Annotated in this window: 18 protein-coding genes and 1 tRNA gene; 6 read left to right on the plus strand and 13 right to left on the minus strand. The window is 36.4% G+C overall.

Annotation, left to right across the window (positions count from 1 at the left end; all coding sequences use genetic code 11):
- Both I3217_RS10355 and I3217_RS10360 read left to right on the plus strand, forming a co-directional pair.
- Positions 1 to 567, plus strand: coding sequence for a C40 family peptidase (locus I3217_RS10355; RefSeq protein WP_435049687.1), 567 nt, complete (start codon positions 1 to 3; stop codon positions 565 to 567).
- Between the two features lie 19 nt (positions 568 to 586).
- Positions 587 to 2,611, plus strand: coding sequence for a ComEC/Rec2 family competence protein (locus I3217_RS10360; protein ID WP_435049688.1), 2,025 nt, complete (start codon positions 587 to 589; stop codon positions 2,609 to 2,611).
- A 9-nt stretch (positions 2,612 to 2,620) separates the two neighbouring features.
- Here I3217_RS10360 and I3217_RS10365 read toward each other — a convergent pair whose 3' ends face one another.
- From I3217_RS10365 to I3217_RS10380, 4 genes are all read right to left on the minus strand, one after another.
- Positions 2,621 to 3,166: a thioredoxin family protein gene (locus tag I3217_RS10365; RefSeq protein ID WP_435049689.1), complete on the minus strand. Its 546-nt coding sequence runs from the start codon at positions 3,164 to 3,166 to the stop codon at positions 2,621 to 2,623.
- An 83-nt stretch (positions 3,167 to 3,249) separates the two neighbouring features.
- A complete protein-coding gene (locus I3217_RS10370; RefSeq protein WP_435049690.1) occupies positions 3,250 to 4,836 on the minus strand; it encodes a peptide MFS transporter in 1,587 nt (528 codons plus the stop codon).
- A gap of 15 nt (positions 4,837 to 4,851) precedes the next feature.
- A complete protein-coding gene (locus I3217_RS10375) occupies positions 4,852 to 6,261 on the minus strand; it encodes a peptide MFS transporter (RefSeq protein ID WP_435049691.1) in 1,410 nt (469 codons plus the stop codon).
- A gap of 47 nt (positions 6,262 to 6,308) precedes the next feature.
- On the minus strand, positions 6,309 to 8,474 hold the full coding sequence (locus I3217_RS10380; protein WP_435050302.1) for a S9 family peptidase: 2,166 nt from the start codon (positions 8,472 to 8,474) through the stop codon (positions 6,309 to 6,311).
- Between the two features lie 209 nt (positions 8,475 to 8,683).
- On the opposite strand from I3217_RS10380, the gene I3217_RS10385 reads away from it, so the two are divergent.
- The gene (locus I3217_RS10385) at positions 8,684 to 10,000 is read left to right on the plus strand and encodes a hydroxymethylglutaryl-CoA reductase, degradative (protein WP_435049692.1); all 1,317 of its coding nucleotides are present in this window, start codon (positions 8,684 to 8,686) and stop codon (positions 9,998 to 10,000) included.
- Entirely contained in the window at positions 10,000 to 10,905 is a 906-nt protein-coding gene (locus I3217_RS10390; RefSeq protein WP_435049693.1) for a GYDIA family GHMP kinase, read from the plus strand. Before I3217_RS10385 ends, I3217_RS10390 begins: the two co-directional genes overlap by 1 nt.
- A 54-nt stretch (positions 10,906 to 10,959) precedes the next feature.
- On the opposite strand, the gene I3217_RS10395 is transcribed toward I3217_RS10390, so the two are convergent.
- The 7 genes from I3217_RS10395 to I3217_RS10425 form a co-directional block, all read right to left on the minus strand.
- Complete coding sequence (locus I3217_RS10395; protein WP_435049694.1) at positions 10,960 to 13,083, minus strand: SurA N-terminal domain-containing protein; 2,124 nt, start codon at positions 13,081 to 13,083, stop codon at positions 10,960 to 10,962.
- A 108-nt stretch (positions 13,084 to 13,191) separates the two neighbouring features.
- The gene (locus I3217_RS10400) at positions 13,192 to 14,481 is read right to left on the minus strand and encodes a hemolysin family protein (RefSeq protein WP_435049695.1); all 1,290 of its coding nucleotides are present in this window, start codon (positions 14,479 to 14,481) and stop codon (positions 13,192 to 13,194) included.
- Entirely contained in the window at positions 14,482 to 14,676 is a 195-nt protein-coding gene (locus I3217_RS10405; protein ID WP_435049696.1) for a hypothetical protein, read from the minus strand.
- A 40-nt stretch (positions 14,677 to 14,716) separates the two neighbouring features.
- Positions 14,717 to 15,238: an LPS export ABC transporter periplasmic protein LptC gene (lptC, locus tag I3217_RS10410; protein ID WP_435049697.1), complete on the minus strand. Its 522-nt coding sequence runs from the start codon at positions 15,236 to 15,238 to the stop codon at positions 14,717 to 14,719.
- A 31-nt stretch (positions 15,239 to 15,269) separates the two neighbouring features.
- Positions 15,270 to 16,649: a tetratricopeptide repeat protein gene (locus I3217_RS10415; RefSeq protein ID WP_435049698.1), complete on the minus strand. Its 1,380-nt coding sequence runs from the start codon at positions 16,647 to 16,649 to the stop codon at positions 15,270 to 15,272.
- 22 nt (positions 16,650 to 16,671) lie between these two features.
- Positions 16,672 to 17,988: a hypothetical protein gene (locus I3217_RS10420; RefSeq protein ID WP_435049699.1), complete on the minus strand. Its 1,317-nt coding sequence runs from the start codon at positions 17,986 to 17,988 to the stop codon at positions 16,672 to 16,674.
- Complete coding sequence (locus I3217_RS10425; RefSeq protein ID WP_435049700.1) at positions 17,985 to 18,716, minus strand: type III pantothenate kinase; 732 nt, start codon at positions 18,714 to 18,716, stop codon at positions 17,985 to 17,987. Before I3217_RS10425 ends, I3217_RS10420 begins: the two co-directional genes overlap by 4 nt.
- A 100-nt stretch (positions 18,717 to 18,816) precedes the next feature.
- Here I3217_RS10425 and I3217_RS10430 point away from each other — a divergent pair.
- Both I3217_RS10430 and I3217_RS10435 read left to right on the plus strand, forming a co-directional pair.
- Positions 18,817 to 18,892: transfer RNA gene (locus tag I3217_RS10430), tRNA-Phe, on the plus strand.
- 158 nt (positions 18,893 to 19,050) lie between these two features.
- Entirely contained in the window at positions 19,051 to 20,574 is a 1,524-nt protein-coding gene (locus I3217_RS10435; RefSeq protein WP_435049701.1) for a GH3 family domain-containing protein, read from the plus strand.
- On the opposite strand, the gene I3217_RS10440 is transcribed toward I3217_RS10435, so the two are convergent.
- Positions 20,571 to 21,158, minus strand: a complete 588-nt coding sequence (locus I3217_RS10440; RefSeq protein ID WP_435049702.1) for a hypothetical protein — start codon at positions 21,156 to 21,158, stop codon at positions 20,571 to 20,573. The two genes, I3217_RS10435 and I3217_RS10440, sit on opposite strands and share 4 nt — an antisense overlap.
- A gap of 51 nt (positions 21,159 to 21,209) precedes the next feature.
- Positions 21,210 to 22,106 (minus strand): mechanosensitive ion channel family protein, encoded by an 897-nt coding sequence (locus I3217_RS10445; RefSeq protein WP_435050303.1) that lies wholly within the window; start codon positions 22,104 to 22,106, stop codon positions 21,210 to 21,212.
- Positions 22,107 to 22,125: the final 19 nt, after the last annotated feature.

Genomic DNA, 22,125 nt, shown 5'->3' on the forward strand with positions numbered 1-22,125 from the left:
ATGCGAAAATCCATTTACCTACTTAGCCTCCTACTAATTATTGCAAGTTGCAAATCAACAAAAGTTAAGAGTCCTTCTCCAACCACCTCTGTTTCGGAAGTGCAGCAGATTGAAGGCGATATTCCCACGGAACCACATGAAACCAATGCTGAACTTGCCCCGGAATCTGAAAATGATCTTGTGATACTCAGTAATGAAATTATAGATTACGCCAAACAGTTTGAAGGTGTGCGCTACAAATATGGAGGCACAACCAAATCGGGTATGGATTGCTCAGGATTAGTTTACGAATGCTTTGGAGCCTATAATATTGCTTTACCCAGAAGTTCGCGAGATATGGCCAGCAAAGGCACTAAAATAGCAATTGAAGATGTACAACCCGGCGACCTGCTCTTTTTCGAAACCAACCCTAAGCGGAAAACCATTAACCATGTCGGCCTGGTTATTTCTGCACGAACAGGAAGTATAGAATTCATTCATTCCACAACCAGCAAAGGCGTGATAACCTCCTCTCTTGCAGAAAAATACTGGTACTATTCTTTTAAAGAAGCGCGCCGTATATTATAAAAATCAGTAACTTACAATAATGAAGGTTCATCGCTTTATTATTGTAAAACTCACCTATTTCCTCATTCTTGGTATTTGCATTGGTTATTACACACAAATACCACTCTTATGGTGCTTTTCATTAAGCTTCATTGCCTTACTTACGCTGTTTATCCTTTACCTGACAGAAAGGAACAACTTCTCAAAAAGCACCTATTTTGGAATTCTAGCATTTTTGCTTACCACATCCATTGGTATAACTGCTCTTAGAATTCACAATCAACGCATATACAAACAGCATTACTCCAATTACAATAATCCCATACAAACTGTCACGTTACAGATTCAAGAAAAGCTGAAACCCAGCCGATATTACAATAGATATGAAGCCAGAGTTCTGGCTTTAAACCATGAAACCTGTTCAGGAAAAATTCTTTTAAATATTAATAAAGATAGCCTAAAAGAATCACCCCATGTTGATGACATCTACATAACCAGCTCAGCACTAAAGCCTATTTCAGAGGCTTTAAACCCTGGCCAGTTTAATTATAAAACCTATTTAGAACGCAAAAACATTTTTGCTCAGATTTCCACATATTCAAATAGTTTATACAAAATCTCCCCTGATAAAACAAGTGTTTACGGAATAGCAGACCGGCTCGTCACTTTCTTAACCTCTCAATTAAAACAAGCGCAATTTGGTCAGGAAGAATTATCAGTGATTACAGCCTTGTTATTGGGACAACGTCAGGATGTTTCGGATGTTTTATACGACAATTATGCCAAAGCAGGTGTAGTACATATTTTGGCGGTTTCCGGGCTTCATGTCGGAATATTACTCTTGCTAATCCATTTCATTTTAAGCCCACTTCACTCTTTAAAATATGGAAAACTACCAAAACTTATTACAACCTTAATTCTGCTTTGGGGCTTTGCTTTTCTAACAGGCTTATCACCTTCGGTTACCCGAGCAACTACAATGTTTAGTCTCATTGCCATCGCTTTAAACTGGAACCGAAAAACCAATATTTACAACACCATTGCAATTTCCGCTTTTATTTTACTACTATCAAACCCGATGTACCTTTTCGATGTTGGTTTCCAATTAAGTTATCTCGCAGTTCTTAGCATTGTAACCATTCAACCGAAACTTTATGCCCTCTGGATTCCTAAATATTCAATTATAAAATTTCTTTGGAGCACACTCACTGTAACGATTGCCGCCCAAATAGGAGTTTTACCTTTAAGCTTGTTTTATTTTCATCAATTTCCCGGTTTATTTTTTATTACAAACTTAATAGTTGTTCCTTTTTTAAGTCTGCTTCTCGGTCTTGGACTACTCGTTTTAATATTAGCAGGGTTTCAAATACTACCTTCAGTTCTGGGGCAGTTATACAACGGTTTAATTAAAAGTTTAAATGTATTTATTAATTGGGCAGCACAACAAAACTATTTTATTTTCGACAATATTTCTATACAATTCAACACCCTAATAGCTATGTACTTTTGTATTAGCTGTATTATCCTTTTCAGTATAAAGCCACGGTTTAAATCGGCTGTATTTCTTCTACTTAGTTTTATTGGTATTCAGACTTCTCTTATCTATAACTCCATTACAAAAGGTAAAACTGAATGGGTCATATTTCACAAAACCAGAAATACCTTAATTACCAAAAATACACACAACACGCTAGAAGTGCATAGTAATATCACTTCTGATTCATTAAAAACAGATTACAATCTTAAAAATTACAGTTTACAAAAAAACTCAAAACAACTGCTTTATTCTAAACTAGCATCAGCCTACAACATCAAGAGCCATACACTTTTTGTTATCGACAGCACCAATATTTACAATGTACAAACTATTACTCCTGAATATATTTTACTTCGGAATTCACCAAAAATCAATTTAAACCGTGTAATTGACAGTCTAAAGCCCAAGCTTATTATTGCCGATGGAAGCAACTATAAATCTTATATAAAGCGCTGGAAAGTAACGTGTGAAATCAAAAAGCTCCCTTTTCACAACACGGGTGAAAAAGGAGCCTTTATCTTCAATTAACACATTAATTTATTCTGAAAATTCTGGAACGAAAGCTTCATAATAAGTATTGAAACTATCCTGAGTTTTCATAGTCTTATAGTCGTCACTGTAAAATAATTTTAAATACAACTCCAATTGCCGTGGTTGCTGATACCCTCTAATTGGTGCAATAAATTGTCCAGCTTCATCAAAAAACACAATGGTTGGGTAGGCAGATACTCCCAATGACCTCGTAAAATTATGAACTCCATTTCTTCTATTTGCATTAGCCGGATTGTAATCGGGATTATTGTAAACTTTATCATTAAAAGTTATTTCCTCGTTCCCTTCTGCATTAAACTTTACCGCGTAATAATGTTCGTTTACATAGTTTACCACATCTTTATTATGAAACGTATTTTTATCAAGCATTTTACAAGGACCACACCAGTTTGTATACACATCCATCATAATTTTTTTTGGATGCTTTTTCTGTAAATCCAATGCTTCGCCTAATGACACCCATTTAATTTCCTGAGCCGTCACAAACGATGAACACAACAGCAGTAAACCAATAATCAGCTTATGTTTCATTTCTAATTTCTTTTAAGTTCTAAATATACAAAATAAAAAAACGCTTCAATAGAAGCGTTTTTTTATTATAGTTTAATACCGTATTATTTAATACCGTGCATTAATTTCTTAACAACTGGAGTTAAAGCCATAACCAGTAAACCAGCAACAATAGGAACAATGGTAAAGATTAAGAAAAATGTAGTCATATCGTAGGCTGCTGTAATCTTATCAATTAAACCTCCCATAGACCCTGCTGCTTTATTTCCAAGTCCGATAGCGATATACCAAAGCCCGAACATTAGCCCGATTTTAGCAGCTGGAACTAATTTACTCACATAAGATAAACCTACGGGAGATAAAGACAATTCTCCTAAGGTATGGAACAGATAGGCCAGTATTAACCAGATTATACTAACAGATGCCGTTTGTGCTCCCTGTGGAATTGTAGATGATCCATACGCCAACACACCAAAACCAACACCTAAAAGCACCAATCCCATCCCGAATTTAACGGTTGCCGGCGGGTTAAATCTGCTCTCCCAGATTTTAGAAACCAGCGGAGCAAAAGCAATGATATAAAATGAGTTTAGAATTCCAAACCATGATGCTGGTATTTCTGTAGATTCATCGGCGTACTGATTTTTAAGCATCCAGATGACGATACACCAGATAATAGTAAAACTTAACCCCAAAGCCAGGTTGGAAAACTTATATTTACTGAACGTGATTTTAAATAACTGAAGCAACACAAAAGTGATAATCATTAAAGGCACTATAGTAATCAGCGTATTGGCTATTCTAAATGCATTTGCAGCGCCGCCCTCCAGCACACGATTGGTATAATCGGATGCAAAAATAGTCATGGAACCTCCTGCCTGCTCGAAAGCTGCCCAGAAGAATATGGTGAAAAACGCCAGTATTCCAACAACAATATAACGATCGCGCTGTACATGAGAAGCCACCTCGGCTGTTTCTTCAACTTTTTCGCTCTGTGTTTCAATATTAACAGGTTCCTCAACATCAGCAGCTATTTCTTTAGGTGATAAACCTATACGCCCGAAAATATTCTGAGCCAGATAAAACTGTACCATCCCCAGGAACATAAAGATTCCTGCAAGTCCGAAACCATAATGCCAGCCTAGTTTTTCGCCTATATAGCCACAAAGAAGTATCCCCAGGAAAGACCCTGCATTTACCCCCATATAGAAAATGGTAAACGCCCCATCTTTTTTATCCTGAGCATTTTTATAAACACCATTGATTATTGATGTAATATTTGGTTTAAACAACCCGTTACCTGCAACCAGTAAAGCAATTCCCAGATATAAACTCCAAGGCGTATCAAAAGCCATCGCAGCATGCCCTAGTGTCATAATCAAGGCACCGATAGCTACAGCTTTTCTATACCCTAATAATTTATCGGCCAGATAGCCTCCCAAAATAGGAGAAAAGTATACTAACATGGTATAGGTTCCGTATAAGCCTAAAGCATCTTCTCGACTCCAGGCCCAACCGCCGTCAACCAAAGCGGAAGTTAAAAACAATACTAAAATGGCACGCATTCCATAATACGAAAAACGCTCCCACATTTCGGTAAAGAATAACACAAATAATCCCGACGGATGTCCCATCAATAATTTGCGATTCATCTCGGAACCTTCAAATCTGTATTTCACAGTACTACTCATATGCAATAATAAATTTTAGTTTTCAGCCAGTTCGTAACCTTCAGTTTCATCTTCAATAGTGCGTTCATTATCTTCGGCTCCATGAGTTAAAACTTCAAGTTTCTTTCTAAACATCATAACCAGAATTCCAAAAACAATACTAAACACAGCAATACCTGTGAAAATAGTATACTCTCCCATACTCTCTGAAGCTTCACCTAATAGTCCGGCCACTTTATTTCCGAAACCAGTCATAGCAAAATAAACCCCCATCATTAAAGACGCGTACTTTACTGGGGCTAATTTTGTAATGTAAGACAAGGCCACTGGTGAAATACATAATTCACCAACGGTATGGAACATATATGCCAACACCAACCAGTACATCGCCGAACCACCATGACCGTCTACTATAGGGCCATTAGCACTATACTGAGCAGCTGCGGCTGTCATAAAGAAAAACCCAGTTCCCATAATTATAAGTCCTACAATCATTTTAAATAATGAAGTAGACACTTTTCCCTGAAGTTTGCGCTTTGCCCAGAATCCGGCTACACCTGTACCTAATAAAATTATAAACATGGCATTTAAAGACTGAAACCAGGATGCCGGTACCTCAAAGCCCATTAACATTCTGTTGGTTTTCTCTGAAGCATAAATGTTCATTAAGCCTCCGGCCTGCTCAAATGCCCCCCAGAACACGATAACTAAAAGGAATGAAATAAATAATACAATTACCCGATCCTTTTCAATTTTAGTTAAAGGCTTATTTAAAGCCTCTTTATCTAAAGCGTTTTCCGATTCGCCAAGGAAGTTACCTACGTGTTTTAAATATCTTTGTCCGGCAACATACTGAATTAAACCTAAAGCCATACCAATACCTGCCAATCCAAATCCGTAGTGCCAGCCGTGAACTTCTCCCACGTATCCAACGATTAAACTGGATAAAAAGGCCCCAACATTAATTCCGATATAAAAAATAGTAAATCCTTTATCTCTTCTAATATCACCTTGCTTATACAAACCACCGACCATAGTAGAAATATTAGGTTTTAGCATTCCCACACCGGCAATAATTAAGGCTAGACCGGTATAAAAGGCCCACATTTCCTCTACTGCCAGAATACCGTGACCGGCAACTAAAAGTATTCCTCCATATAAAACTGATTTTTTCTGCCCTAAGAATTTATCGGCAATCCAACCTCCCGGTATAGACGCCACATAAACCAACATGGTGTACCAGCCATACAATGCCAAAGCTTCTCCGTTTGTCCATCCAAGCCCTGCATTATCACTTTTAGTTTCTGCCACTAAATACAACACTAAAATGGCACGCATTCCGTAATAGGAAAAACGTTCCCACATTTCTGTAAAAAATAATACGTAGAGTCCAATTGGATGTCCGAATAGTTCCTTTTGCTTAGGAATTGAAGCTGAGTTTGACATAAGTATTGTTATTTAATTTTTGTTATAGTTTAATTCGTTTAGAAAAATTATTTAGCATTCGACTCTAATTTATCGCCTAAAGTCTTATCGATAAAATTAGTCATTTTAGTATATAACTGTAATCTGGTATTCCCACCGTAAATCCCGTGATTTTTATCCGGGTAAATCATTAATTCAAACTGTTTATTAGCCTGTACTAAAGCTTCTACCATGCGCATGGTATTCTGTACATGCACATTATCATCGCCAGTTCCATGAATTAATAAAAAGTCACCTTTTAACTGATCTACGTAGTTAATAGGTGAATTATCGTCGTAACCAGATGCATTTTCCTGTGGAGTAGTCATGTAACGTTCGGTATAAATAGAGTCGTAAAATCTCCAGCTCGTAACCGGAGCTACGGCAATCGCCATTTTAAACACATCGTTTCCTTTAAAAATGGCATTACTACTCATGAAACCACCAAAGCTCCATCCCCAGATTCCAATGCGCTCAGCATCGATATAAGATCTGCTACCCAATTGTTTCGCTGCTTCAATCTGATCTTCCAACTCATACTTACCTAACTCCTTTTGCGTAGCCTTCTTAAATGCAGCTCCTTTAAAACCAGTTCCACGTCCATCTACACACGCTACGATATAACCTTTTTCTGCTAGCATTTGGTACCAATAATCGTTAGAATTTAACCAGCTGTTAGATACACTTTGAGATCCCGGCCCTGAATACTGGAACATGAATAACGGATAAGTTTTTGAAGCATCGAAATTCGCCGGCTTAATCATCCACATGTTTAAATCGTTTCCATTAACGCTTATCGTACTAAATTCCTTTGGAGAGATAGCGAAACCAGCCAACTTATCTTTAAGCGCTTTGTTATCTTTAATTCCTTTGATAACCTTACCTGTTTTAGCACTATTTAAAGTATATTCCGGCGGTGTTGAAGCACTTGAGAATGTATTAATGAAATATGTGAAATCTGCACTAAAAGCAGCAGAGTTTGAACCTTCCTTCTCTGTTAAACGGGTCTTCTTTTTTCCGTTTAACCCGATACTGTATACATCGCGATTTACAGAACCGTTTTCTACTGACTGATAAAAGATTTTCTTTGATTTTTTATCGTAACCGTAATAATTGGTTACTTCCCAGTTTCCTTCGGTAATCTGATTAATTAACTTACCGTCTTTTTTATAATGATAAATGTGATTATATCCATCCTTTTCACTGGTCCAGATAAAACTGTTATCGTCTAAAAACGTTAAGTTATCTGTGACATCCACATAAGCAGGATCGGTATCAGATAATACTTTTTTCGAAGTCATATCCTCAGCATTTATCATCCAAAGATCCAGTTCGTTCTGGTGTCTGTTCATGTATTGCGCACTTAAAACATCGGCTTCGTTAGTCCATTCTATTCTTGGAATATAGAAATCTGAATATTGTTTACCTAAAGTTACAGCCTTTGTTACTTTACGTTCTATATCAAAAATATGCAAAGACACTTTTGAGTTTGGTTCTCCTGCCTTTGGATATTTAAACACTTGCTTAGACGGATATAAATTGGTTCCATACACATCCATAGAGAATTCAGGAACTTCAGTTTCATCAAATTTAATGTAGGCTATTTTAGTTCCTGTAGCGTTCCAGTCGAAAGCACGAACAAAAGAGAATTCTTCTTCGTACACCCAGTCTGTAATACCGTTTATTAGTTTATTTTTAACGCCGTCTGAAGTAATCTGACGTGTTTCTCCCGATTTTAAATCTTTAACAAATAAATTATTGTTTAAACCATAAGCCACTTTAGCTCCATCTGGTGAAAAAGTAGGTTCCTGAATTTTATCTTCAGCAACTTTGGTTAGGGTATTGGTAGCAATATCTAATACATAATAGTGTCCTAAAGAAGAACGTCTGTAAATAGACTCAACATTAGTCGCTAACAACACTTTTGCTTCATCTTCACTAAATGTGTAATCAGTAAAATAATCTACTTCCGATAAGTCGCCCGAACTCACAATGGTTTTTACTTTTTCCAGAGTTTTATAATCGTAAATATCAATACTGGTGGTTCTGGCTTGTCTGTTAAAATCTAACACAGAATATTGCTGACCATTGGCCATAGAATGTAAGGACTGCATTCTTTCCGTACGAAAGGTTCCATTGTTCCAGATATCAGCTAAAGAAATTTGTTGTTTTTGGGCAGTAAGTACCCCTGTCATTAAGAAAAATGACAGTAAAAAGTGCGTATAATGCTTCACGTTTAAAAGTTTAATAATTAGTTAAAATTGGGAATTTTAAAAATGTTGTCAAGTTTACTAAAAATTAAGTAAAAAACCGCTACTATTAACAGTTTATATAGATAATACAAGCGTTAAAACCACCATTTTACTGTATTAATAGTATCTTTGTCTTGCTAAATTTAAATTACATGAGCAAAACGATTTCCGGTTTTTCAAAACTTTCAAAATCAAAAAAAATTGACTGGATTGCCAACACTTATTTTTCCAATCAGGAAAATGCGAAGTCCATTATGAAACAGTATTGGAATTCGAACGAAAAGCTACAGCAATTACACGACGAATTTATAGAAAACACCATAACTAATTACTATTTACCCCTTGGTGTTGCTCCCAATTTTTTAATCAACGACAGACTTTACACTATTCCCATGGCTATAGAAGAAAGTTCTGTGGTTGCGGCAGCAAGTAAGGCTGCAAAATTCTGGCTGGAACGTGGCGGTTTTAAAACCGAGGTTATTTCGACTACAAAAATCGGCCAGGTTCATTTTATTTACAAAGGCAAAAAATCGCATCTGGAGACCTTTTTCGATGTTGTAAAACCAGTGTTACTAAAAGAAGTAAAACTCCTTTCTAAAAACATGGAAAAACGCGGCGGAGGGATTCTGGACATCGAACTGAGAGACAAAACAGAAGACATTGCCGATTATTATCAGTTACATGTTTCTTTTGAAACGGCTGATGCTATGGGAGCCAACTTCATTAATTCGTGCTTAGAGTTATTTGCAAAAACCTTTAAGGCTGAAGCAATGAATTTTGAAGGGTTCAACTCCGAAGAAAAGCAGATTCAAATCGTGATGAGTATCCTTTCTAATTATGTACCTGATTGTCTGGTTCGTGCCGAAGTAAGTTGTAAGGTTGAAGATTTAACCGAAAACGAAAACATCTCGGCCGAAGAATTTGCCAATAAATTTGTTCAGGCTGTTAATATAGCTGAAGTTGAGCCATACCGAGCGGTAACCCATAATAAGGGTATTATGAACGGTATTGATGCTGTTGTATTAGCTACGGGAAACGACTTTAGAGCCGTAGAAGCCGGCGTGCATGCTTATGCATCTCGCAAAGGCAAATACAGTAGTTTATCTCACGCAAAAATAGAAAACGGTGTATTTTATTTCTGGACCGAACTGCCTTTAGCTCTAGGGACTGTTGGTGGACTTACGAATTTACATCCACTGGTAAAATTATCGTTAGAAATGCTGCACAAACCTTCTGCTAAAGAATTAATGCAGATTGTTGCCGTTGCAGGCCTCGCACAAAATTTTGCTGCTTTACGTTCGCTAACCACAACGGGCATTCAGCAAGGCCATATGAAAATGCACTTAATGAATATTTTAAATCAGTTTAAAGCCAGCCCTGAAGAGAAAGAAACGCTGGTTAACCACTTTAAAACACATACAGTTTCTCACAGCGCTGTTGTAGAGGCTCTGGAAAAACTACGTCAATAATGACTAAATATTACAGTAACGGCAAGCTTTTAATTACAGCTGAATATCTGGTTTTAGATGGTGCAGAAGCTCTCGCACTACCCACAACTTTAGGTCAATCCTTACAAATTGAATCTAATAAGGAACAAAAAATAAAATGGACAAGTTTAGATTACAAGAATCTACCTTGGCTTGATACAGCTTTTCATTTCGAGAATTCTAATTTAATCTGTGAGGACAAAAATGACCTAACTAAACGTTTAGCTGAAATTCTTAATACCGCTAAAACATTAAATCCGGAGTTTTTAAAAGACAATAAAGGATACGCTATTACAACCAAATTAGGCTTTCCTCAAAACTGGGGATTAGGCACGTCTTCTACCCTTATAAACAATGTTGCTAGTTGGGCCAAAGTAAACCCTTATACGCTTTTAGAACTCACTTTCGGGGGCAGTGGATATGATATTGCCTGCGCGTCGAATAACTCGCCTATTACGTTTAAATTACAAGAAGAAACACCTGCTGTTACTCCCGTAGTATTTAATCCTGATTTTAAAGATCAGCTTTATTTTGTGCATTTAAATGAAAAACAAAATAGCAGAGACGGAATAGCAGCATATCGAAAGAATACCAAAGATAAACGCCATACTATCACTAAGATAAATGAAATAACAGGGAATATAATTTCATGTGATTCTATAGATGATTTTAACTCCTTAATTAATGAACACGAAAATATAATATCTGAAATCATCCAATTAACTCCAGTAAAATCAAGACTGTTTCCTGACTTTCAAGGCAGCATAAAAAGTCTGGGGGCCTGGGGTGGCGATTTTATTCTGGTAAGTGCTAAAAACAACCCCACGCCTTATTTCAAGAACAAAGGCTATAACACCATCCTCCGTTACGACGATATGATACTATAAAAAAAATCCTCATCTATTAGATGAGGATTTTTTTTTATAGTTAATCGGTATTAATTATTGTACCGTTTCTGCTCTGTTATCTTCAATATCAGCAGCATCTTTTAATGCTTCATATAATCTAGAGTTTACAGCTCCAGCCTTTTGTTGGCCAACACGGTTAGCATAAGCCTGGTAGTTATCTAAATCATCGGCTGGAATAACTTTTGTCACTTTAACCATATACACGCCGTTATCACCAACTAATAAAGGTGAAGTCTCTCCTTCTTGTAATCCAAAAGCGGCTCCAACAATTAAAGGCTCTCTTCCTGCACCAGAAATTGTAGGGTTCTTCATATTTACAGCTGATGCTGTTCTAACTGTTTGCTTTTCTGCTGCTGCTAAAGCATCTAAATCTGTAGCATTGATACGTCCTTTAATAATTTCTGCTTTTTTCTCCTTACGGATTTCAGGTACTACAATGGCAGATGCATTTTCAACCGACATTAAACCAGCTTTGTTTTTTGCAGCTAACTGAACGATAGCATAACCTCCAGGAATATTAAAACGCTTTACATCTCCAACATTAGTTTCTTCATTAAAAGTCCAACGTACAATTTGACGCTGATTGCTTAATCCTGGAATATTTTCCTGTAAAATTTCAATACCTTTTACCGGACGAACAGTATAGTTGCTTTCTTTAGAAACGGCTTGGAAATCTTTATCAGCTACTGCGATTTCAAATTTAGAAGCATCTCTAAATACTTTATCAACCGTTGCTTCAGATGGCTCGATTTTTCTTGCTACCGTAGCTATTTTCACTGCTTTCTCTTTAGCTGTCTGATCTAAAATTTCGATAACATGATATCCGAAATCTGTTTTTACTACACCTATATCACCTTTATTGTTTTCAAAAGAAAAATCTCTGAACTCAGGAACCATCGCATTATAAGTATACCAGTCTAAGACTCCTTCTTTTTCATTACTAACACTATCAGCAGATAAATCTAATAAATCAACGAATTTAGATGGGTTAGCTTTTACAACCGCCATAACACTGTCAGCAGTTTTCTTAGCCTCTACCTGTGTTTGTGTTGTTTCGGCAGTTGCTGCACGAGATCCTAGGAAAGGAATTAAAATATGTCTTGATTTTACAGAGTCCGGCATTCTAGTCTCTGCTACTAACTTAGAAAGTTTAAAGTAACCTGCATCTTTATACGGTCCGTAAACGTCACCTACATTTTTATCGAATAAGTTTTCTGCTAACACATTTGGAGCAGCCGACTTAAACATAAAACGATCGTCGTATTTAATATCTGATTTTTCGTTTACAAATGCTGCATTGTCTTTAACATTTGCAAATCCAAGTACTGTATCGTTTGCTTTAGTAAGATCGTTGTAAACCACAGCATCTTTTAACAAGTTAGATAAACCAGCAGAAATTTCCTTTTCATCCTCTAAAGAAGCAACTTCTTTAAACTCTACATAATTGATATCTCTTGACGCTTCAACTGTGAATTCTTTTTTGTGTTCATCGATATAAGATGAAATTTCTGATTTAGATACTGTAATCGTACTGTCTGCGATTGAAGAAAAAGGCACTTGAACATATTTAATATCAACCTTGTTATTTTCTAAATCGTATTCTACTTTACCTTCAGCCAGAGTTCCGGTAACACCAGCTTTAACCATATTTACATACTCCTGTTGCATACCGCTGGTCGCAATAGAGTTTTCGTAATCGATCCATTGCTGATAAGCTTCGGCAGATGTCGCTTTTAAATTAGCAATGTATTCGTTTAATTTATTCTCGTCGAATAAACCGGCTTCATTCTGGAATTCAGGGCTGCTTGCTAAACTTGTTTTTAACAAGTCTCTCATTTGGTCGCGCTCTACACTAAACCCTAATTTTTCAAATTGAGACTCCATTACGGCTTGTCTTACTTCCTGCTCCCAAACACGGTTCATAGCCTGAGTATTGGTTACTCCTTGCCCCATTTGTCTTTGAGCATATTCTACTTTACGTAAAAAATCTTCTCTGGAGATTTCTTTACCGTTTATAGTTGCTACTACATTTTGAGCTTTAGAAGATAAAGCCCCGCTTTTTTGGAATAAACCTGAAAGCACAAAAGAGAATAATGCTAACGCAATAATTAAGATTAAGAAAAGCGAACGTTGTCTAATTTTATTTAAAACTGCCATCTGTCAATTAAGTTTTTATGAAATATCGGTCGCGAAAGTACCAATTTCTATTTAATAAAAAAAGGAGAAAATTGCAATAATTAATTTAATTTCTTGGATTTAAGAAAATTAGTCTGCTTCCACTATTTTCAAGGAAACCAGGTCTATTTTAGTATTGGAAACCTCAAGAATCGTAAACTGAAAATCGTCGATAACCACGAGTTCATCCTTAGTTGGAATCTCTTCTGTATAATTAACAATAAAGCCTCCAAGAGTTTCGTAATTTTCACTTTCTGGGATATCTAATTTATAATTTTCATTCAGATAATCTACTTCCAGTCTTGCCGAAAACGTATAGGTGTTTTCATCGGTCTTTTCCTCAACCAAAACCACTGTATCGTGCTCATCTTCAATTTCTCCAAACAATTCTTCCACAATATCTTCAACGGTCATAATACCTGAAGTCCCACCATATTCATCCAAAACAACAGCAATACTTTTTCGCTTTTTAATCAGCACACTCAACACATCTTTAATTAACATGGTTTCCGGCACGAGTTCTACCGGCATTAAAATGGATTTTATAGTCTTTGGTTTTTTAAATAATTCGAAGGAATGTACATACCCCAGAATATCATCTATAGTATCCTTAAAAACCAGAATTTTAGACAAACCGGTTTCGGTAAACATGACATTCAGATTTTTTGTAGACTCATGAAGCTCTATTGCCTTTATTTCGGTTCTGGGCACCATAACCTCTCGGGCCTTAACCTCGGAAAATTCCAAAGCATTTTGAAAAATCTGTATTTCGGTATCTACCTCATCATGCTCTTCAACTGACTGCATTTGTTCAGAAATGTAATTCCCCAATTCCACCTTCGAAAAGGCCAGTTGCACCTGATCGCCTTCGGTTTTAAAAAACTTCTTTAAAACAAAATCGGAAATCCATAATACAAATTCAGACACCAGAGAAAATAACCAGTAAAATGTATACGCCGGTATAGCCAGAGCTTTTAGAAGTGTATTGGCATAGATTTGAAAAAAAACCTTTGGCAGAAATTCTGCTGTAATTAATATTATTAAAGTAGAAATTATGGTTTGTGTCAATAAACTAAGCTCTACAAAAAGATAATTTACAAGAGTCGACCCCGAAGGCAACATAGACTGAAACCAGGCTACCAAAAGATCACCCATAAAAAAACCATAGATAACCAAAGCAATATTGTTACCGATTAACATTGTCGCAATAAACTTAGACGGTTTGGCCGTTAACTTTGTTAGCACCTTGGCTAAGAATCCTTTTTGCTTTTTCTCAATTTCTATGTGAATTTTATTGGAAGACACATAGGCAATTTCCATGCCCGAGAAAAAAGCAGAAAGAATTAAGGAGGATATGATAATGATGATTTCCTGAGTCATCTATTTTTTAGGATCTCTGTTTTCGAACTTTTTACTAAAGCGCTTTCTAAAGAAAAACATAAAAACGGCTAATCCTGCCAAAGCGAAAGAAATATAAGCTCCGTTTCTGTTTACAGGCCATTTAGTTACTCCGTCATAAATAAACAATACTGCAAATACGACATAAGCGTATTGAAAAATCTTAAACATTTTCATGTGTAAAGGGTAAATTAAATTTTAAAGTAAAGGTAACGAATTATTCTTCAAGTGTAATAATTCCGTTTATTTCTAGCACCTCTGCTTCCTTAAAGTGAATATCAGAATCGAAACCCTTTCCGTTTATAAGGTCACCGCCTGTTCTAAATGTTACTGGTAAGTTTGTAGACAACCACTGCTTGTTCTGGTCGTAATACAATTGCTCTGCAAATAGGGTATCTTTATTATAAGTTGCAAGGATAACATTGCCCTGTAGATCAATAAGACCTGTTTTATCATAAACTATGGCATAATCGGATATTACAGTGCTTTTATTTTTATCGTCGTCGTAGATATACAGATGAATACCCTCATTAAATTCTGAGAAAGAAAAATCCCTGTTGGAATAATCCAGCATTTTAGGACTTATTAAATTGGCTTTTAATCGTCCGGAATCGGTATATTTTAAATTAATATCGAGGGCTTCTCCAATGGGTTCGTTAGCCGAAAGCCCTATTTTATTAACTTCATTTAAACCTTTTCCACACGAAAAAAACATGGTCATAACAAATGCTATGACCATGATATAAACTGTATGTTGTTTTAGTAACATCTTAAATACTAGGAACCGTTACACTAGAACCGATCCAACATCCGATACTAATTTTTGAACCTGCATTACCTTCTGCGAAGATATCAGATTTTTGTGGTGCCTTAGCCTTGTAACTTGCAGCAGATTGTGCAGCATGCGATTTTAAAGTAGGATCTACACGACCAGCTTTAGCAGCTTCGTCGGCAGCTAACCAGAATACGGCACGTTTGTTAAACGCTGAGTCTCCACAGTTGTTAGCACTTGCAGCATACATAGATGCAATTTGTAAGTGCGGACGACCATTAGATGGATTTAATTTTAAAGCCTCTCTATAGTAAGTTCTCGCTTTAGGATAGTTTCCTTTTCCTTTTAATTTATCACCTATTCTGCTGTATAATTTAGCTTTCTTGTAATCGTCTGTTTCTAAGCTTAAAGCCTGCTCATAATACTTAAGGGCCTCGTTAGATTTACCTTCTTTATCTTTTAAGATACCTAAATAGTAAGCTGAATTAGCTGAAGGATTTAAATCGTGATAAGCATTTACTAACTTAAAGAATAACGGATCGCTCGTACATTCTTTCTCAGACATTTTAGCTGCAGCCCTTTGTAACCAAACAGCATCTGTTTTATGAGCTTCGAAATCTTTTGTATATAACGGAATTAAGTTTTCACAATTTGCACGCTCACCTAATTTACTATTGATACTTCCTCCAATTTTATCGTAAGCATCTAAGTAACTAGAGTAATATTTTTTATACTTCTCTTCTTTGCTTGTTAAGGCAGTTCCAGCTTCTTCCTTTTCGATTAACTCGTTTAAATCTTCTGAATAGTTAGCTACTTCTTCGTCTACTTTCTCTACAACGTCGTCGTATTTATTAAATAAATCCTGAGCCGATTTTTGGTCAGCATCGTATAAATCTACCATTAAAGAGAAGTAAGTATATAATCCTTTTGGATTTTTAAAGTTAGCTTTATCCTTAGTGAAGGCTTCATCAAAAGCATTGTAAACTTCTAAATCAGATAATCCTAATTCTTTTCTATAGTCGTACATTAACTGAGCTTTATCAGCCAACACTTCTCCTTGTTTTGCTTTAGCCGGGAAGTTAACCAGTTTTTCATCCCAAAGCTTCATTAAGTCATTAATGTAACCTGCTTGTTCTGCTCCGGTAGAATTATCTATTTTGTGTTTTAATATTTTTTCTCCGTCAATATGGATGGCGTTGTTAAACTTAGGACAGGTTGTTCTCACAAACATCCAAGGCTCATAAGCCGCATCGTAGTTTTTAGCTTTTACGTATTCATGGAATATAGACAACTTTGTTCCACATTCCGCCTCATTTTGGGCAAAGCTATTTAGCCCCAGACATAGCAGTGCTACTAATAAAGTAACTTTCGATTTCATAATTTTTATATTTGCGCAATTGTTAATCATATTTTCTTTTTACAAACCATCTATCGTTTAAAGACAAACTCAGGCTAAAGTTAAAAAAGTTTTCTTGAATAAGCCCTTGGTTAGTTGTTCCTCTTTTTCCGAACTCAAACCCCAGGTTAGCGTTCGAAAACATAGTTCCCAATGGTAAACCTGCTCCAAAAGATATGCCAAACTCTTTAATTGACTCTCCGTTAACAACTAACCCCGTACTTTCCGTTCTAAAACCAGCACGGTAAACTACGTGATTCCAGTACCCGTCAAAGGCATTGTATTTCGGAATATAAAACCCTCCTACAGACAAACCAAACGCATCTTCGTAGGCAATACTGTTACCTTGGTACAACTCATTTTTAAAACTTCCTGTTTGTAAAAACCGGGTTTCAACCCCAACAAACCAGTGTCTTGGCTGCCCAACTCCTGTACCTATAGAAAACTCTGAAGGCACATCTACAGAAGACTCCTTTAAGCCCTGATTTTCTAATGACTCATTACCGTCTATAGTTTCAACAATACCTTCTGCTCCGGTTGACGAACTAATTACTATAGTTGAAAAATAACGTTCATTTTTCGAAGTCAAGGTATTCCCAGGGTTATATGTTACGGAACTCACCCACTCAAAGCGGTCTTTAATCATGGTTTTATAAGTCGCCCCGAAATTAAAACTAACGCCACTTAAATCGGAACGATCATTTTGTCTGGTCTGGTAACGCGTTACATTTCCATCGGTATCGTAACTATATTCCACAATACTGTTTCTAACCGAACCAAAATCGTATCGCGCATCAACCCCCACACTTAATCCTTTCATTACCAAGTATCCTACAGAAAGGAATACTTTATTCAAACCACCTTCTCCTGAAAAACGGTTTTGTATATCGCCGTTTTCAAAATTGGTTTTCAACTTATATCCTACAGAAGTATATGGCATTAAACCTATACCAACACCAAACTTTTGAATTGGAATAGACAGGGCAATATAATCAAATGTAGAAGACGAAGCGTTATCTGATCCTGAATCGCTTTTAAATTTTACATTGGAGTGACTTCCGCCCACAGCGAATTTAACCGGACGGCTTTCTCCGCCGTAATAATTTAAATTTTCTGAAGCGTACGAGGCCGGGTTTCTCAGGTTCACATGAATACTATCTGTATAAACACTTAGTCCACCCATACTTTTATTTTCTACTGTTCCTTTAAACTTAAGGCTACCGATTCCGTAAAATGAATATGGCGATGCGGTTCCGCCATCCTGGGCATAACTATTAATTGCGTATATGGCAATAAAAACTAATACAAGTTTTTTAATCATTCGTGTGAATTAAATTGTAAAATTGAGTTCAATCCTTCTAAAAGAAAATTCGAGTTGGCAAATATGCTACTTTTTAATTGTTTAGACAAGAAATTAGCATCGCCACCTGTTAAAATTATTGTTAAATCTGGAAATTTACTTTGATAATTTGCAACAACTCCCTCGATTTCCTGTACCATGCCATTTACAATTCCGGAGTGAATTGAGCTTACTGTAGAATCTCCAATAAGATTAAGAGGCACTTCTTTTTCTAATAATGGTAGTTTAGCAGTATAATCGTGAAGCGCTTTATATCTCATGGTTATTCCGGGAGAAATAGCCCCACCTAAATAGGCACTGTCTTCAGATATAAAGTCGTAGGTTATACAGGTACCGGCATCCATTACCAAAACATTCCGATTTGGAAACTGGCTAGCTGCAGCACTAACCAACGCAATACGATCAATTCCCAAAGTCTTTGGAGTAGCGTATAGGTTTTTAAATGGTACTGGAGTATCGCGATCCAGAATCAACACTTGAAGTTCTTTTTTAAGGACATTCAGCAGGTCTTCATCCAGATTTACCACCGAAGAAAGGATGCATTTCTCGATTTCCGGATAGCTTTTTATTTTTTTTTTAATTTTTTTAAAAAAATCTTCAAGCAGGCATTTTTCCTTATCTAAAATTATATTCTGTTCAAAAACAGCAAGTTTCACAAACGAATTTCCGACATCTAAAATTAAATTCATGTTCAAAATTTAGAAATGCTAAAGTACAAAAGCATTTTTTATAAAAATTGTTTTGGAGAACAATAAAAAGCTCTTATATTTGCACTCGCAATTACGCACTGGTGCCTTAGCTCAGTTGGTAGAGCAAAGGACTGAAAATCCTTGTGTCCCTGGTTCGATTCCTGGAGGCACCACCAGAAAACCCTGAAAACACACTGTTTTCGGGGTTTTTGCTTTTTATACCTCTCCTGTTTCATTTAGCATTCTATCATTTCAAGTTAGTCTTTTGCGCTTTAGAGTTCATCTAAGTGGTCGGCTTTAATTAGTTTTAAAATTATTTTAAACTACAGAACTCATGGCTATTATAGGCAACATTATAAAAGGCGTAATTCAAATTAAAGACACATTAACTCCGGAACCTGACCCAATAAAGGAACAGGAACAAGTTTTACAGTCTCTGCTGGAAACAGCAAAAGATACTGCCTTTGGCAAACATTACAACTTTGATGCACTTTTAAAAAGCCCAACTCCACAAGAAAATTTTTCTAAAACAGTTCCCTATCACGATTATAATGACATGCAGGAACAATGGTGGCACAGATTATATAATGACGAATCAGATGTAACCTGGCCGGGCAATCCGGATTATTTTGCTCTAAGCTCGGGAACAACCGGAAAAAGCAGCAAACGTATTCCTGTTACTAATGCCATGCTGGACGCTATTAAAAAAGCAGGAATCGCTCAGGTTTTTGCTTTAAGCAATTTTGACCTCCCGGCTGATTTTTTTGAAAAAGAAATCATGATGCTGGGGAGTTCGACCGATCTTACCGAAAAACAGCATCATCTGGAAGGCGAAATTAGCGGCATTAGCGCCAGTAATATTCCCTTCTGGTTCCAGGGCTATTATAAACCTGGTGTTGAAATTGCAAAAATAGACGACTGGGACGAGCGCATACAACATATTGCAGAGCATGCCAAAAACTGGGATATTGGCGCTTTAAGCGGCATACCGTCCTGGCTGGAGCTTATGCTAAAAAAAGTTATTGAATATCATAACGCAGAACACATCCATGACATCTGGCCAAACCTTCAGGTTTACACTTCTGGTGGTGTTGCCTTTAAACCCTACGAAAAAAGTTTCAATGCTTTGCTTGGCAAACCCATAACGGTTATCGACACCTATCTGGCCTCCGAAGGTTTTTTGGCTTTTCAGACAAGACCGGAAACAGCTTCCATGCAATTAATTACCGATAATGGCATTTATTTTGAATTTATCCCTTTTAAACCCGAGTATATAAATGAAGATGGTTCTTTAAAGAAAGAAGCTCCCAGTCTTACTTTGGCCAATGTAAAAGAAGGAACCGATTACGTACTAATTATCAGTACTGTTTCGGGTGCCTGGCGTTATCTTATAGGAGACACCATTCAATTTACAGATGTAGATCGCGCCGAAATAAAAATTACGGGTAGAACCAAATTCTTCTTAAATACTGTTGGCTCTCAGCTTTCAGTAAATAAAATGAATGACGCCATGATGCATCTGGAAGAAAAATTCGGTGTAAAAATCCCTGAATTCACCATTTGTGCAAAACAATTTAAAGATGGATTTTATCACTGCTGGTATCTAGGCACTGAAGACACCCAGCAAGACACAAAAAAAATAATTGAAGCATTAGATACCTTTTTAAAACAAGCCAATAAAAACTATAAAGTAGCCCGGTCTAAAGCTTTAAAAGGTGTTAAAGTAACAATGATTAAACCAGATCTTTTCTACGAATGGAATGCCAAAAACAAAAAGAAAGGCGGACAGGTAAAAATGGAACGCGTTATGAATGAAGAAAAATTTAAAATCTGGGAAGATTTTGTAAGTCACTTTTAATTACTTTCTGACAGATGCAATTCCTGATTCTTTTCCTCCACTAACATCATGATTTCTTCTGGAGATAAATAATATTTCTGAATTCTTCTTTTATAAGATCTCGGAATATCGGCATGATCGAGAATAAAGTTTTTGGTTGCCAAAATATACCGATGCATACCGTTACTAATTGCAAAAGTGTCGGCAGAACGTTCTGCCGCTCTTAAAAAAGCACCAGAAAACAAATACTTTAATCCGAAAACAATCAATCCAAAACTACTTCGGTTTTGGTAATCACAAATGTGCCCTAATTCATGTCCCAGCCAACCAATAATTATATTGGAAGGAATAAATTTTGTAGAAAATTCATGCCCTGTAATCTTTACCTTCTTACTGATGTAAATTACATATCCCCTGTCTTTTTTCTGTCTTAAAACATCAGAAAACACTGGCTGAGCCTGCATGGTAGACTTTCTAATATGCTTTTTAAACCGAACATCGATATTCACATTAGCCAATTGCGGAAAATGAGACAAGGCCGTTTTAGCCTCTTCCAAAACTGATTTAGGCGCCGAATGATGTTCAGAAATATGAATAATACACATAAAATAAAGGTTTCTTTTTTGTTAAACTAGTTTTTTAATAAACAGTTGATTCTATTCTGATTCTCCCTTAACACCAAAATCCAGACTATTAAATCCTTTAGGAAAATCGAGCGTGCGAATTGGAAATGGAATAATAATATTATTCGCATCGAAAGCCTCCTTAATAGCCATTATAGCTTCCGACTTCGCTTTTGCCACCTCCAGTGCAGAAGTTGAATGAATCCAGAATCGGACTTCAAAATTTATAGAACTATCGGCAAACTCTTTATACATAAACAACACATCGCTTTCGCTGGTTACAGCTTCAAAAGTTTGCATAATCGTATCCATAACAAGCTCCTTAACCGCTCTTAAATCAGAATCGTAATGTACCCCACAATTTAAAATCACTCGGGATTGTGCCGTAGTTGAATAATTTTTAATAGGTTGCTCTACCACCATCCTGTTAGGTATATACACTAAATTATTGTCTATCTGTTTTAAAGTTACCGAACGCAAATCTATGTTTACAACTTCACCATCAAAGCCATTACTTTCCACCCAATCTCCAAACTTTACAAAATGCACATACGATAAAATTATGCCCGAATAAAAATTTGCAAGCGCTCCCTGTAATGCCAAACCTACAGCCAGACCAACGACTCCGGCACCTGCCAATATGGTATTTAAAGCCTTACTTAAATTTAAAATACCCAGCACCACAAATAAACCAAACAACACTATAACCGTTGAAGTTAACTTAGCTATTAAGTTTTTCATTGAAGCCTGCAGACTACTTCTGTTTAACACCTGTACCAACAGCTTGGTTATGTATTTTGAAATAAGCAGTACCACTAAAAAAACAAAAACAGCTAAAATTAAATTCGGCAAAGCCACAACCAGACCATCGAACCATGCATCCAGCTTGTCCAGCATTTTATCCCAGGCCTGAGAAAATTTCAAATCCATACTTATCATAATATTAGAC

The sequence above is a fragment of the Formosa sp. S-31 genome (genome assembly GCF_051172795.1).
Lineage (GTDB): Bacteria > Bacteroidota > Bacteroidia > Flavobacteriales > Flavobacteriaceae > Formosa.